General features: G+C 53.8%; 15 protein-coding genes. 4 read left to right on the plus strand and 11 right to left on the minus strand.

What is annotated here, in order from left to right; all coding sequences use genetic code 11:
* The 5 genes from rsxC to blr all read right to left on the minus strand — a co-directional run.
* On the minus strand, positions 1 to 1,717 hold a 1,717-nt coding region (gene rsxC / locus RTP97_RS16915; RefSeq protein WP_312415734.1), incomplete at its 3' end, for an electron transport complex subunit RsxC.
* Positions 1,710 to 2,288 carry an electron transport complex subunit RsxB gene (gene rsxB / locus RTP97_RS16920; protein WP_312415736.1) on the minus strand — a complete coding sequence of 193 codons (579 nt, stop codon included), beginning with the start codon at positions 2,286 to 2,288 and terminating at the stop codon, positions 1,710 to 1,712. The genes rsxC and rsxB, both read right to left, overlap by 8 nt.
* A complete protein-coding gene (rsxA, locus tag RTP97_RS16925; protein ID WP_042393740.1) occupies positions 2,288 to 2,869 on the minus strand; it encodes an electron transport complex subunit RsxA in 582 nt (193 codons plus the stop codon). Before rsxA ends, rsxB begins: the two co-directional genes overlap by 1 nt.
* 78 nt (positions 2,870 to 2,947) lie before the next feature.
* Positions 2,948 to 3,388 carry a DUF2569 domain-containing protein gene (locus RTP97_RS16930; RefSeq protein WP_312415738.1) on the minus strand — a complete coding sequence of 147 codons (441 nt, stop codon included), beginning with the start codon at positions 3,386 to 3,388 and terminating at the stop codon, positions 2,948 to 2,950.
* A 147-nt stretch (positions 3,389 to 3,535) separates the two neighbouring features.
* Positions 3,536 to 3,661: a division septum protein Blr gene (blr, locus tag RTP97_RS16935; protein WP_312213580.1), complete on the minus strand. Its 126-nt coding sequence runs from the start codon at positions 3,659 to 3,661 to the stop codon at positions 3,536 to 3,538.
* Between the two features lie 217 nt (positions 3,662 to 3,878).
* On the opposite strand from blr, the gene RTP97_RS16940 reads away from it, so the two are divergent.
* Complete coding sequence (locus RTP97_RS16940) at positions 3,879 to 4,919, plus strand: oxidoreductase (RefSeq protein WP_312415740.1); 1,041 nt, start codon at positions 3,879 to 3,881, stop codon at positions 4,917 to 4,919.
* A gap of 47 nt (positions 4,920 to 4,966) precedes the next feature.
* On the opposite strand, the gene add is transcribed toward RTP97_RS16940, so the two are convergent.
* Entirely contained in the window at positions 4,967 to 5,968 is a 1,002-nt protein-coding gene (gene add, locus RTP97_RS16945) for an adenosine deaminase (protein WP_312415741.1), read from the minus strand.
* Between the two features lie 229 nt (positions 5,969 to 6,197).
* On the opposite strand from add, the gene RTP97_RS16950 reads away from it, so the two are divergent.
* The gene (locus RTP97_RS16950) at positions 6,198 to 6,761 is read left to right on the plus strand and encodes a YbhB/YbcL family Raf kinase inhibitor-like protein (RefSeq protein ID WP_312415742.1); all 564 of its coding nucleotides are present in this window, start codon (positions 6,198 to 6,200) and stop codon (positions 6,759 to 6,761) included.
* Positions 6,762 to 6,765: 4 nt separating this feature from the next.
* Here RTP97_RS16950 and RTP97_RS16955 read toward each other — a convergent pair whose 3' ends face one another.
* A complete protein-coding gene (locus RTP97_RS16955; protein ID WP_312415743.1) occupies positions 6,766 to 7,593 on the minus strand; it encodes an AraC family transcriptional regulator in 828 nt (275 codons plus the stop codon).
* A 245-nt stretch (positions 7,594 to 7,838) separates the two neighbouring features.
* Between RTP97_RS16955 and RTP97_RS16960 the strand changes: the two genes are divergently transcribed.
* Complete coding sequence (locus RTP97_RS16960) at positions 7,839 to 8,417, plus strand: hypothetical protein (protein ID WP_312415745.1); 579 nt, start codon at positions 7,839 to 7,841, stop codon at positions 8,415 to 8,417.
* A 117-nt stretch (positions 8,418 to 8,534) separates the two neighbouring features.
* On the opposite strand, the gene RTP97_RS16965 is transcribed toward RTP97_RS16960, so the two are convergent.
* On the minus strand, positions 8,535 to 9,089 hold the full coding sequence (locus tag RTP97_RS16965; RefSeq protein WP_312415748.1) for an AAA family ATPase: 555 nt from the start codon (positions 9,087 to 9,089) through the stop codon (positions 8,535 to 8,537).
* 390 nt (positions 9,090 to 9,479) lie between these two features.
* Positions 9,480 to 9,869, minus strand: a complete 390-nt coding sequence (locus RTP97_RS16970; RefSeq protein WP_312415750.1) for a hypothetical protein — start codon at positions 9,867 to 9,869, stop codon at positions 9,480 to 9,482.
* Between the two features lie 158 nt (positions 9,870 to 10,027).
* On the opposite strand from RTP97_RS16970, the gene RTP97_RS16975 reads away from it, so the two are divergent.
* On the plus strand, positions 10,028 to 10,456 hold the full coding sequence (locus tag RTP97_RS16975) for a GFA family protein (RefSeq protein WP_312415752.1): 429 nt from the start codon (positions 10,028 to 10,030) through the stop codon (positions 10,454 to 10,456).
* A 115-nt stretch (positions 10,457 to 10,571) separates the two neighbouring features.
* Here the strand turns inward: RTP97_RS16975 and RTP97_RS16980 are convergent, their stop codons facing one another.
* On the minus strand, positions 10,572 to 11,024 hold the full coding sequence (locus RTP97_RS16980) for an acyltransferase (RefSeq protein WP_312415754.1): 453 nt from the start codon (positions 11,022 to 11,024) through the stop codon (positions 10,572 to 10,574).
* 192 nt (positions 11,025 to 11,216) lie between these two features.
* Positions 11,217 to 12,389, minus strand: a complete 1,173-nt coding sequence (locus tag RTP97_RS16985; protein ID WP_312415756.1) for a MalY/PatB family protein — start codon at positions 12,387 to 12,389, stop codon at positions 11,217 to 11,219.
* Positions 12,390 to 12,393: the final 4 nt, after the last annotated feature.

Here is a 12,393-nt window from a genome sequence, read left to right on the forward strand (position 1 = left end):
TACGTGCTTTCGCCCGCGCAATAGCGGCCTCAACGGCGGCTTTACGCGGATCGACTGGCTCAGCTGCCGTATCTACAACAGGCTGCGGGGCTTTTTCGGCCTGACGGGCTCGGGCTTCGGCCTTGCGGGCTTCGCGAGCAGCAATGACCGCGCTGTTATCCGGTTCGGCACCGGCCTGGACCACCACCGGCTGGGTGGCGCGCTGCTGTTTTTCACGTACGCGGGCCAGAGCGGCATTCACCGCATCTTTATCTTTAGCGGCTGGCTGGGCAGCAGACTTTTTATGACGCTCAAGACGCGCCGCTTTATCCCGCTCCAGGCGCGCCTGACGCGCTTCAAAACGAATTTTCGCCTCGGCGGCGCGTTTCTCTTCCTGGGCGATGGCGTAGATCTCGGCCTTCTCCTGGCGGAAATACTGCACCAGCGGAATATTACTCGGACAGACCCAGGCGCAGGCTCCGCACTCGATACAGTCCGCGAGGTTATGCGCGGTAGCTTTATCGTGCTGCTGGCCTTTGCTGAACCAGTAAAGCTGCTGCGGCAGCAGATCCGCCGGGCAGGCATCGGCACAGGCGCTGCAACGGATACAGCCTTTCTCTTCCTGCGTCTCGCCCATCTCGCTCGCCGACGGGGCGAGCAGGCAGTTGGTAATTTTTACCACCGGCACGTCAAGCCACGGCAGGGTAAAGCCCATCAGTGGCCCGCCCATAATGACCAGCTGCTCGCCGGAGGAGCAGAAACCGGCTGCATCAAGCAGGTGGCGCACCGGGGTGCCCAGGCGCGCCCAGACGTTACCCGGCTGCGCCACAGCCTCGCCGGTCAGGGTCACTACGCGCTCGGTCAGAGGTTCGCCATCAACGACCGCACGCTTAACGGCAAAGGCGGTCCCGACGTTTTGCATCAGCACGCCGATGTCTGACGAACGGCCGCCGTGCGGAACCTGCTTGCCTGTGAGGATCTGCGTCAGCTGCTTGGCGCCGCCGGAGGGATACTTGGTCGGGATCACGCGCAGCACGATATCGTGCGCATTCGCCAGCACCGCCCGCAGCATTGAGATGGCCTGTGGCTTGTTATCTTCAATGCCGATCATCACCTGACGCGGCTGAAGAATATGCGCAAGGATACGAATGCCTTCAATAATCTGCGCGGCGCAGTCCTGCATCAGGCGATCGTCGGCGGTAATATAAGGCTCGCACTCTGCGGCGTTGATAATCAGCGTTTCAATTTTATCCCCGCCGCCCTGCAGTTTATTGCCGGTTGGGAAACCTGCGCCGCCAAGACCCGCTACGCCGTACTGGTGGATGCGCTCAATCAGCTCGGCGCGCGTACGCGAGCGATAGTCGCTCCAGCCGTCGCGCTCGATCCAGCGGTCTTCACCGTCAGCATCAATAATCACGCTCAGCTCGGCCAGCGCCGACGGGTGGGCAGTAGAGTGGGGGGCAATCGCCACCACCGTACCCGAGGTGGGAGCATGAACCGGCAGCATGCGGCCACGGCCACGCGTCAGCGGCTGGCCGCGCAGGACGCGATCGCCCACGGCCACGCACAGCTCGCCCTCAGCGCCGATGTGCTGCTTAAGAGGAATGACGAAACGGCTGGCCAGCGGCAGCTGGCGCAGCGGCGTACCGTTTGACTGGGTTTTCATCTCCGGCGGATGGATGCCGCCGTTGAAATCCCAGATCTTGTCTTTTTTAAATGCGGAGAATAGCTTAAGCATGTTGTTCCACAGGAATAATGCGCACCGGAATGGTTTGCAGATCCCATTTCCAGCTTTCGGTTGTTGTCGCAACGGGACGCAGGTCGATACACTGCGTCGGGCACGGGGCAACACAGAGGTTACAGCCAGTGCAGAGATCGCTGATGACCGTATGCATGGCGCGGGTTGCGCCGACGATGGCGTCAACCGGGCAGGCCTGAATGCACTTGGTACAGCCAATGCAGTTGGGTTCGTCAATCACCGCCAGCATACGTACCGGCTCTGCGGCCTCGGCATCGTCACCAACCGGCTGCGGATCGACGTTTAACAGCGTGGCAATTTTAAGCATTACCGCTTCGCCACCTGGGGCACAGCGGTTGATCTTCTCGCCCTGGCTGCCCACGGCTTCGGCATAGGGGCGACAGCCAGGGTAGCCGCACTGGCCACACTGGCTTTGCGGCAGCAGGTTATCAATTTTTTCGACGACCGGATCGTCCTCTACCGCAAAACGGCGCGAGGCATAGCCGAGAATCAGGCCAAAGATCAGCCCGAGCACGCTCAGGGCAGCGATGGCTATCCAGATTGCAGTCATTACAGCTTCACCAGACCACTAAAGCCCATAAAGGCCAGAGACATCAAACCCGCAGTAATCAGCGCGATGGCGTTACCGCGGAACGGTGCTGGTACATCCGCCACCGCCAGACGTTCGCGAATAGCGGCAAACAGGACCATGACCAGCGAGAAGCCGACGGCAGCGGAAAAACCGTACAGCGCCGACTGTAAAAAGTTATGCCCGAGGTTAATGTTCAGCAGCGCCACGCCCAGTACCGCACAGTTGGTGGTGATGAGCGGCAGGAAGATCCCCAGCAGGCGATAGAGCGCCGGGCTGGTTTTACGCACCACCATCTCGGTGAACTGCACCACCACGGCGATAACCAGAATAAAGGCCAAGGTGCGCAGGTAGATAAGATCCAGCGGAATAAGGACAAAAGTGTCGATCAGCCATGCGCAGATAGAGGCCAGCGTGAGGACAAAGGTGGTCGCCAGCCCCATCCCCATGGCCGTCTCCAGCTTTTTGGAGACCCCCATAAACGGGCAGAGACCGAGGAACTTAACCAGCACAAAGTTATTAACCAGTACGGTTCCGACAAACAGCAACAGATAATCAGTCATTATTCAGCCTGAAAAAGAGTAGCCGCCTATTATCGGATAAATCGATCCGGGCGACAACAGTACAACGTATAGGGTTAATTACGGGTTAACGAAGGTCTTCTTTACCCGCTGCGATCGTTTGAAATAGGGGACGATCAGGGCGGCAGCCAGTAAAGGAAACAGCAGCTGGCGCAGCGCCAGAGTGTCCGAAACCGGTGAGAACGCAAAGGCTTTCAGCGCCAGTAGAATTGAGATTAGCAGCCAGATAATATAGTGCTTTGGCACCCGCCGGCGGCGCTTAAAGAAAGCAACGGTTAGCCACAGGGTATAGCCGCCCATGGCGACAGCAAAGATAAACGAGGCGTACCACAGCGTTTTATCTCCGGCGCTTTGGGCATTCAGCACGGCAATAATCTCAGGCGTGAGCAGCACGGTGATAAAGCGTACCACCACAATCAGCGTACCCAACAAGGAGACCAGCAGCCAGGCAAGCGGAGCGAGCAACCAGCCTCCAATGCGTTCAGCAGGCGTTGCGGTCATATTATCTTCTCCCCTGGCATGGTTAACTCACTTTTGCAGGGCGAGAGTATAAAGCATTATACAGCGAATGCTACCCGCGCTATTCCCTACCGCACGTGGCGACAAATCCCCGTAACGGCAAGCGTTTAATAATAACGCGGGTAAGCGCTATTTTGCCTGAACGGTAGCGGCAGGTTCCGGCGGCTGGTAGTTGTCAATGTGGCTGGCAACACCCAGCAGTATGGCGCTCACGCCCAGCACGATCCACCCAGCTAATTCAATGATTCGATTCATTATCCCGGACATACTTTTCTATTTCTCCCTGTATATAGAAATGGCATAGTATCGGCACAAAAAAGCCTCAGCAAGTAACAAACCATATTTTCAGCCTATTCGCAATTGGAACGTTAAACTGCGCTACAGGATGTTTTAGATAAGTTATAAACTGCATATTATTGTGACAACTTTGTTGAGGATAGAAATATCCCCGCGCACTGACGAGAGGCAGCATATGAACGATAAAATTCGGGTCGGATTAATCGGCTACGGCTACGCCAGCAAGACATTTCACGCTCCGCTGATTGACGGCACGTCGGGTATGGAGCTGGCCGCCATCTCCAGCAGCGATGAGGCGAAAGTTAAGGCAGACTGGCCTGCGGTCCCGGTGGTCTCAGAGCCTAAGCATCTTTTCAACGATCCCAGTCTCGACCTGATTGTTATCCCGACGCCCAACGATACCCACTTCCCGCTGGCGAAAGCAGCGCTGGAGGCGGGCAAGCACGTCGTGGTAGATAAGCCTTTCACCGTGACACTGTCACAGGCGCGCGAGCTGGACGCGTTGGCTCGCAGCCTGGGCCGCGTGCTCTCGGTATTCCATAATCGCCGCTGGGACAGCGATTTCCTGACCCTGAAAGCGCTGCTTGCCGATGGGGCGTTGGGCGAAATCACCTATTTTGAGTCGCATTTCGATCGTTTTCGTCCCCAGGTGCGCAACCGCTGGCGCGAGCTGGCCGGGCCGGGAAGCGGCATCTGGTACGATCTGGGACCGCATCTCCTCGACCAGGCGGTGAACCTGTTCGGCCTGCCGGTGAGCATCACTGTCGATCTGGCCCAGCTGCGTCCAGGGGCACAGGCAACGGACTACTTCCACGCGGTGTTAAGCTATCCCCAGCGCCGGGTAGTGCTTCACGGCACACTGCTGGCGGCGGCGGAGTCGGCCCGCTATATCGTGCACGGCACCCGCGGCAGCTACGTGAAATACGGACTCGATCCGCAGGAGGAGCGGCTGAAAAACGGCGAGCGCCTGCCGCAGGAGGATTGGGGCTATGATATGCGCGACGGCGTATTAACCCGCGTACACGGTGAAGAGGTGGTTGAGGAGAGCTGGCTCACCGTGCCGGGGAACTATCCAGCCTATTATGCCGGTATTCGCGATGCGTTAAACGGCGTAGGCGAAAACCCGGTGCCCGCCAGCCAGGCGATTCAGATCATGGAGCTGATTGAGTTAGGTATGGAGTCGGCGAAGCACCGCTCGACCCTGTGCCTGGCGTAACGAGGCCGGACGTAATTAATGTGCCGCCCGACCGGGCGGCATTCTATTTACGCGGTGCGCAGGCTATCCCTCAACGCCAGCTTCTCTGCCGCACTGAGGAAAGCCACCTCGAGGCCGTTGATTTGCGCCTGGCGGATCTGCGCCTGGCTCAGGCCTGCCTGCGGGGCCGCCACGTTATACTCATGAACAATATCCACCCCCTGAACCGCTGGATCGTCGGTATTGATGGTGGCCAGAATGCCGTGCTCGAGGAAGGCTTTCAGCGGATGCGCGTCCAGCGAGGCAACGGTGCTGGTCTGGATGTTAGAGGTCAGGCAGGACTCAATGCCGATGCGCTGCTCGGCGAGGAAATCCATCAATGCCCGATCCTCAATGGCCTTAACCCCGTGACCGATACGCTCCGCACCCAGCTCGCGGATCGCCTGCCAGATGCTCTCCGGCCCGGCGGCTTCACCCGCGTGAACGGTAATGTGCCAGCCCGCATCGCGGCCACGGTTGAAGTGAGTCAGGAACAGGCTGCCGGGGAAGCCCAGCTCATCACCGGCCAGATCCAGTCCGGTGATGGCATCGCGGTGGGCCAGCAGCGCATCCAGCTCTTCGACGCAGGCGGATTCACCAAAGGTGCGGCTCAGAATACCAATCAGTCGCGCCTGAACGTTAAACGCCTCGCTACCCTGACGCACGCCCTCGATCACCGCCTCAACCACGCCCGCGACCGGCAGGCCGTGGGTCATCGCCATATAGCGGGGGGAGAAACGCAGCTCGACATAGTGCAGCCCGTTACGTGCGGCATCTTCCATGTTCTCAAACGCCACGCGGCGGCAGGCGTCCAGCGAGGCCAGCACCTTGACGCCCCAGTCCAGCTTCGCCAGAAAGCTCACCAGATCCGGTTCGTTAGCGGTCACCTGTACGTGCGGGCGCAGCGATTCAAGCGAGTCGGCGGGCAGGGCAAGAGAAAACTCACGGCCAAGGTCAAGGATGGTTTGCGCCCGGATGTTGCCATCAAGATGGCGATGAATGTCGGTCAAAGGTAGGTTAGCGTCAATCATGGTTGCACTCTTTTTTAGATGAAGTGCAGAGCATTATAAAAATAAAACGCTACGGAAAGCTATATTGCACAAAGAAAATTTCCCGTACGCAATGCTTTGCTTATGCCCGCAGAACTTATGCTTCACGATGATTGAGCGGTTTGGATTGGAACATGACCGGATCGGGAGCGCATCCAATAGAAGGCGATGGTTAAGATAAACATCTGTCTCGTTTTGATTGGATCATTATATGAATTTAGCAAAAAGTATCATCGCGGTCGGTATTTTAGTAACCCTGAGCGGCGCGGCAAAGGCCGATAGTGGCTTCAGGCTGACCAGCCCGGAAATTAAACAGGGCCACTTTGGAAATGGCCACTTAAGCAGCGCTGCTTTCGGGCTGGGATGCACAGGGGATAATCATTCCCCCGCCCTGAAATGGGAAGGTGCACCTGCGGACACGAAAAGTTTTATGCTGGAAATCTTTGATCAAGACGCGCCAACGGGACACGGGTGGGTACACTGGGAGGTGGTTAATATACCGGCGACCAGCACGTCTCTTGCTGGCGGCATAGCTCCGGATAACAAAGGGTTACCACCTCCCGCCTTTCAAAGTCGTACCGACTTTGGCGTTCCTGGATATGGCGGTCCGTGTCCGCCCGCAGGCCAGACACACCACTATATTATTACCCTGAAGGCTCTGAAAGTTGCAGCGCTGCCTGATGTCACGGCGAACGCCACTCCCGCTCTGGTTGGTTATATCGCCAACATGAATACGCTTGCAACCGCCCGGCTGGAGGTAACGCAGGGCCGGTAATCTGTCAGGCATAAACAGTTGACCCAGCCTGAACTTCCTGAGCACGAAACTGGCCTGGATTAAAGCCAAAACGGGCGCGGAAGCGGGCTGTAAACTTCGACGCGTTCTCGTAACCGACGTCCAGCGCTATTCGGGACACCGTCTGGTCGGTAACCTGTAAAAGGGTTAAGGCATGACACATTCTCGCCTCGGTGACGAGATGCCTGAAGGTGGTATTCTCTGCATGAAGCCTGCGACGAAATGTCGCCTCTGACATGGCAAAGTGACAGGCAACCTCCTGGACTGTCCAGGGGTTAAGGAGATTAGTGGCTACGAGCTTTCTGACTCGCTGGCACAACATCTCCTTAACGCTGGGACGTAACGCTAAGCCAACACTCTCCAACCACTCGCGCATCTCTTCCACGCGTTTAATGGCCACGTTTTCAGGAATGTCCGCCACGTTTTTAATGGCTGCAATCGTATGGCAGAAAGCCTGCTGAAAGGCACAGCTCACCCCGCGAAGTACGCGCGGCATTTCAGGGTGTAGTGTATCAACGGGTTCACAGAGTTTTAATGTGGGAAAGCTAAGCCATTCAGCCTCAAATGGTATGTGGCTGGAGAGGGGAATATTTGTGACATCGAAAGTACACCCGGCACTGACAAGCACGGCTTCACCGGCAGTCAGCGAAATATTGCGGCCTTGCCATTCAATGTTTTTTTGTCCCTGAATAACCATGACCAGCAGCGTTTCATCAACGGTAATATGACGTGTAAGGAGGCGCTCGCACTGTATGACGTGAGCAGTACTTGCTACCGAACCACGGCTCCAGATTGTCCTTGGCGATTGACACATGTTTATTCGCTATCCTGAGATCGGGTCGTTAGGAAGAGACGTTATAACACTCTTCCACTTACTCTGCAGGTTCGCTTTTGCTGACTGGCAGATATATGCAAGGTTTGTTTACTCGATGATCGGTATCAGGAATTTCTAATGTAATTACTTCCTGAAACCATAAGATTTTATGCGCGTTATTGTCTGCTGCGAGGCATTTGTTATTCTGACTAGTGGCTGGGCTTAAAAGGTAACAAGGAGATAACATGCTGAACCCAGGATTCGTAACCAGTAAAACGCTTGCTCAATGGCAGGATACCCCCGTGTTTTTGCCACAATTTCAGTTTTATGAACAACACCAAGTCGTCATTAAAACGTACTCGTCTGAAAGGATCCTGCCGTTAGTAGCAGAATTCGACATTCAGCAGGATGCCGTCATCCGACTATTGATGTCTGTACGACAACTTCCGCAAAAAATTCTGCGCAATAAACAACCCCAGGCGGTCAACCGCTTTGGGCTGAACAGTTTTACTCTTCTGCAAAAATCAGCGTCCGAGCTCTGCTACGGCTTGCGTGGACAATTCTGGCGGGCAGATTTCGGCCTGGAAAATGTACCAGATACTGACGCTTATATGGCGCCAGTTGCGGCGGGCAGCGCAAAGCTTTTACTTCGCTACCGGGTGACAGAAATTAAACAAGGGCAACATGAACTGCGAACTGAAACGTTTATTTATTGTCCGGATAGAGCTACTAAGTTAAAAATGACCGCCTACTGGCTGGCAATACGAGCAGGCAGTGGATGGATTCGAAAAAGGACGCTTATGGCTGTTCAGTCCAGTATCTGAAAACAGGGACAGGTGCAAGCCGGGGTCCGCTTTGAGCGAGAAGCAGATATGCTGACATCCATGAGCGCTAAGTGAGCTACAGCTTCTGACGATTGATTGGATCTTATCGGGTGACTATTAACTTTTTTTGAAATCCTGATTTAGATCCCAGCTTTGATAGCAGGCGTTGATATCACAAGGTAATGTCAACATCAGCTTGGGAATGGTTATCTGCTCGAAAATTTTCCTGTGCCGGAGGTGATTTTTAGGCGCAATATGCACAATGTATTTAAGCATTTCCAATGTTACGTTCTCCCTTCGGGTATCGAGTCCGCCAATTCTGGGTTTTGACGAATAACATCGGCGTATATAGCGCTGCAATGCTGTCAACACTGGCACATCAAGCAATATCAGTCCTGTGGCACGTTCAAGTCGGGAAGATATGCACTTAGTGTAATTACCATCCATTACCCATCTTTCTGCACATACTGCTTCTGCATGCAACCGATAAAAATCTTCTGGTTCACGAGGGATCCATTTTGTTCCAGGCAGATGGTGCAATTGATCAAGATGGATTAAAGGTAAAGCCGTTTTAGAAGCTATAGCTTTTGCCAATGTGGATTTACCGCTATTTGATGGCCCCATGATGCAAATGCGTGAACCAAGGTCATCTAATGATAAAGTAATACTCACTCACAGGCCTCTCAAAAAACCTTAGGAAAACTAACTATAAAACTTAGAAATATCATAAGATTATAACCTATCTGTCTCTCCGGCAAGCATTGATGTTCTGTTTCCCGTGAACGAATACTATATAAACCTGATAACGTCCGCTTCTGGCATAAAGCGGACATTACTCACTGCAGCGTTCGTTTTGCCGTCAGTTCACCCAGTCTTCCAGCGTCAGGCCCGGTACAGAAAAAAACATTTACGTCGTAACCCTTTCGATTGCTTTGGTCGTGTGAATCAGCAGGCTCTTTCCGCCGGTCTGGTGATGAGGATGATGACTCCCTTTAATCGTCTTCGTTTCCGGGTCTGTAATCCCGGCTATCTGAGTCATCATGTCTTACCGGAATTGCTGACTTAACCCGTCGCCGACGACTGCCGTTTCACATACGGAAGATCTGTCGGTTCGATTTCGTCATAGGACTGCATGCTGCAGGCTCTGATTTTGCTCGTGGTGGCGTAAATCATATAGACATCCCGAAATTCGTTGCCATAGATGAGCCGATCACCATTAGCAAACTTCATCATACGAAGAGACGTTCCGTCCTCAAGCCTGACTTTTTTGACGCCTGTTCCCACGTAGAATTCATCGTCCCATCCCAGTGTATTCAGCCGGTAAGGGGCCTTCTCCAGAACGATATTTTCCCTGCCCGGACAGTCAAATGTATAGAGCGTGACGGCAAAGGTATTCCCGGCAGCCAGTAAACACGCCACAGCAAGCGCGGTTCTTAAATGAGTTTTTACCATGCGGACATTTTACCTTTGCTTATCAGATGGACCTTCTGCGGCAATGTTACCAGTACCCTGGCTGCTTTGCATCGTTCCCGGTAAACGCGCTTATTGATTGTTGTTAAAGATGTTATTGTTTTATACAACTTCTGAAACTGAATCTGGATGGTTTTAAAATGAATGGCTCATGTTTGTGTGGAAAGGTAGTATTTGAACTCTCAGAAAGGCCAACACTGTTTTATCGTTGCCATTGCTCGCTTTGCAGAAAGCAGAGCGGGGTAGGTTATAACCTTGCTACATTGGTGAAAGACACAGATTTTCGGTGGATTAAAGGAGGTAATTGTGTTGTTTCATGGTCTAAGCCAACGGGCTACCGTACAGATTTTTGTAATGGATGCGGTTCGACTGTACCAAATCCTCTGCGCGACGCTCCGTATGTCTGGATCCCAGTTGGTTTACTTGATGAAGATCATGCAATGCAGTGTGCAGGAGACTTCTGCGCTGATGACGCCATGCTCTGGGATGAAGTCCGTTCAGATAATCGACATTCCGGACCAATAGAATCGCTGGCATTACTTTTGAAAGACCTGAAGCTAACCTCCTGACCCTCAGCCTCTGTTATTTTGTGATATAGCGATAAAGATATTTTTCAGGTATTAACTAAAAACAGAGGCAAACTATAGTTAACAGGCAACGTTGACCTTAGATTAAAGAGGTTTGTCAAAGCTCCCTTAATAGTCTGGCTGGGTTACCGGCATATATTCCCTTAATTTTCAGAGGTTTTGTCACAACACTGCCTGCACCGATAATTGCCCCACTGCAGATTTCTGTTGTCAGAATCGTTGCTCCGCTCCCCACGGTAACATTATTACCTAAAGTAATATGGAGCCAGTTGTTCGCAGTGGAGTCAGGACCTCCCGTTTTGAACAGGTCATTGGCAAAATTAACGCCATGCCCGATAAAACAGTCTTCACCTGTCGTTACGTTTTCACAGATAAATGTATGGGACTGGACGCGGGTTCGGTTACCAATAACACATCCTTTTTGTATCTCAACAAAGGGGCCAATGAAAACATCATCGCCTAGCTTACATTCATAAATATTTACTGGCGCGACAACTATACAGTTTTTTCCTTCCTCGATATCACGGATGCCGCTTTCAAGAACCTTCATGGTTTAAAATTCCTTATAATTTATTGGGTTACATTTGCCAGCGCATGTCATAAAGAAATAGCATTTTATATGGTTTAGAGAAATCTGTCTTGTTTCACCCTGGATAGAGGTACCCGGCTTTGCCCTTACTTAATGTCCGCTTCTGACACTGTGCAGGCCTCGTTAGCCTAATGTGACCTTGCCTTGCGGCGATCAACATAAGGCCTTGATCCCGGAAATCAATCTCTCGATCCCCTGATCCAGCTTCTCCCTTGGGCAGCCCGCATTCAGCCGGACAAACCCGTTCCCTTCGGGGCCATACGTATAACCGGGCATAATCGCCACTTTCTGCTGGTGGATAAGCACATCCTGCAACGCATGGTCGTCGAGATTAAGCGGCCGCAGATCGATCCATGCCAGATAGCTCGCGTCAGGCGGCTGCCAACGAAGCTGAGGAAACGCCTGATTCAGCTGGCTGGCGATGGTCGCCATATTACCTTGCAGATAGTTGCGCAGCGCATCCAGCCACGGTGCGCCCTCGCGGTAGGCGGCGATATGCGCGCAGAGCGAAAGCACCGCCGGGGAGGAGAGCCCGTCCCGGCCCTTGAGCGCAGCGAGATACTCTTCCCGGCGTTGAGCGTTGCTGATTATCCCATACGCCCCGGTCAGAGCCGGAATGTTAAAGCTTTTCGATCCGGAGGTGAGCAACGCCCACTCGCCTCGACCCACCTGGCACCAGGGAATATGCTTTGCCTCGCCCCAGACCATATCCATATGGATCTCGTCGCTAATCACCCTGACGCCATGACGTTCACAAAGCGCAGACATCGCCTCCAGCTCTGTACGCGTCCACACTTTCCCTGTCGGATTATGCGGGCTGCACAGCAGCAGGATTTTAGTCTGCGGCAGGGAGAGCATGGCCTCCAGGACAGCCAAATTGCACCCCCAGCCGGTAGCGGTTTTCTCCAGCGGCACGCTCAGGACGCGGCGCTGGTTACCCTCAATTGCTTTGTAAAACGCATCGTAGGCCGGAGTGTGAATGACCACGGCATCTCCCGGCGCAGACCACTGACGGATAAGCTCGGAAGCCATGTAGATAACCGACGGACCGTAAACGATGGTCTCGGGCTCGATCTCTGTGGCAAAGCGGGTTTCGTACCAGTGGCAGACCGCGCCAAGGAAATCCTCATTCTTCCAGCGGCTGTAGCCCAGCACGCCATGTGCCAGTCGCTGCTGGATGGCGTCAATAATGCAGGGGGCGGTAGCGAAATCCATATCCGAGATGGTGAACGGCAGCAGGTCGGCCACGCCAAAGCGATCCGCCACATAGTCCCACTGCGTACACCATGTTCCATGCCGGTCGATCGCCGTTGAAAAATCAAACATAGCC

Origin of the sequence: Pseudescherichia sp. (assembly GCF_031998825.1) — a bacterium.
Lineage (GTDB): Bacteria > Pseudomonadota > Gammaproteobacteria > Enterobacterales > Enterobacteriaceae > Pseudescherichia.

Excerpts from the sequence above, each read along its gene's own strand:
- rsxB (WP_312415736.1), bottom strand. The coding sequence starts at position 2,288 with ATGACTGCAATCTGGATAGCCATCGCTGCCCTGAGCGTGCTCGGGCTG.
- rsxA (WP_042393740.1), bottom strand. The coding sequence starts at position 2,869 with ATGACTGATTATCTGTTGCTGTTTGTCGGAACCGTACTGGTTAATAAC.
- RTP97_RS16930 (WP_312415738.1), bottom strand. The coding sequence starts at position 3,388 with ATGACCGCAACGCCTGCTGAACGCATTGGAGGCTGGTTGCTCGCTCCG.
- blr (WP_312213580.1), bottom strand. The coding sequence starts at position 3,661 with ATGAATCGAATCATTGAATTAGCTGGGTGGATCGTGCTGGGCGTGAGC.
- RTP97_RS16940 (WP_312415740.1), top strand. The coding sequence starts at position 3,879 with ATGAACGATAAAATTCGGGTCGGATTAATCGGCTACGGCTACGCCAGC.
- add (WP_312415741.1), bottom strand. The coding sequence starts at position 5,968 with ATGATTGACGCTAACCTACCTTTGACCGACATTCATCGCCATCTTGAT.
- RTP97_RS16950 (WP_312415742.1), top strand. The coding sequence starts at position 6,198 with ATGAATTTAGCAAAAAGTATCATCGCGGTCGGTATTTTAGTAACCCTG.
- RTP97_RS16955 (WP_312415743.1), bottom strand. The coding sequence starts at position 7,593 with ATGTGTCAATCGCCAAGGACAATCTGGAGCCGTGGTTCGGTAGCAAGT.
- RTP97_RS16960 (WP_312415745.1), top strand. The coding sequence starts at position 7,839 with ATGCTGAACCCAGGATTCGTAACCAGTAAAACGCTTGCTCAATGGCAG.
- RTP97_RS16970 (WP_312415750.1), bottom strand. The coding sequence starts at position 9,869 with ATGGTAAAAACTCATTTAAGAACCGCGCTTGCTGTGGCGTGTTTACTG.
- RTP97_RS16975 (WP_312415752.1), top strand. The coding sequence starts at position 10,028 with ATGAATGGCTCATGTTTGTGTGGAAAGGTAGTATTTGAACTCTCAGAA.
- RTP97_RS16980 (WP_312415754.1), bottom strand. The coding sequence starts at position 11,024 with ATGAAGGTTCTTGAAAGCGGCATCCGTGATATCGAGGAAGGAAAAAAC.
- RTP97_RS16985 (WP_312415756.1), bottom strand. The coding sequence starts at position 12,389 with ATGTTTGATTTTTCAACGGCGATCGACCGGCATGGAACATGGTGTACG.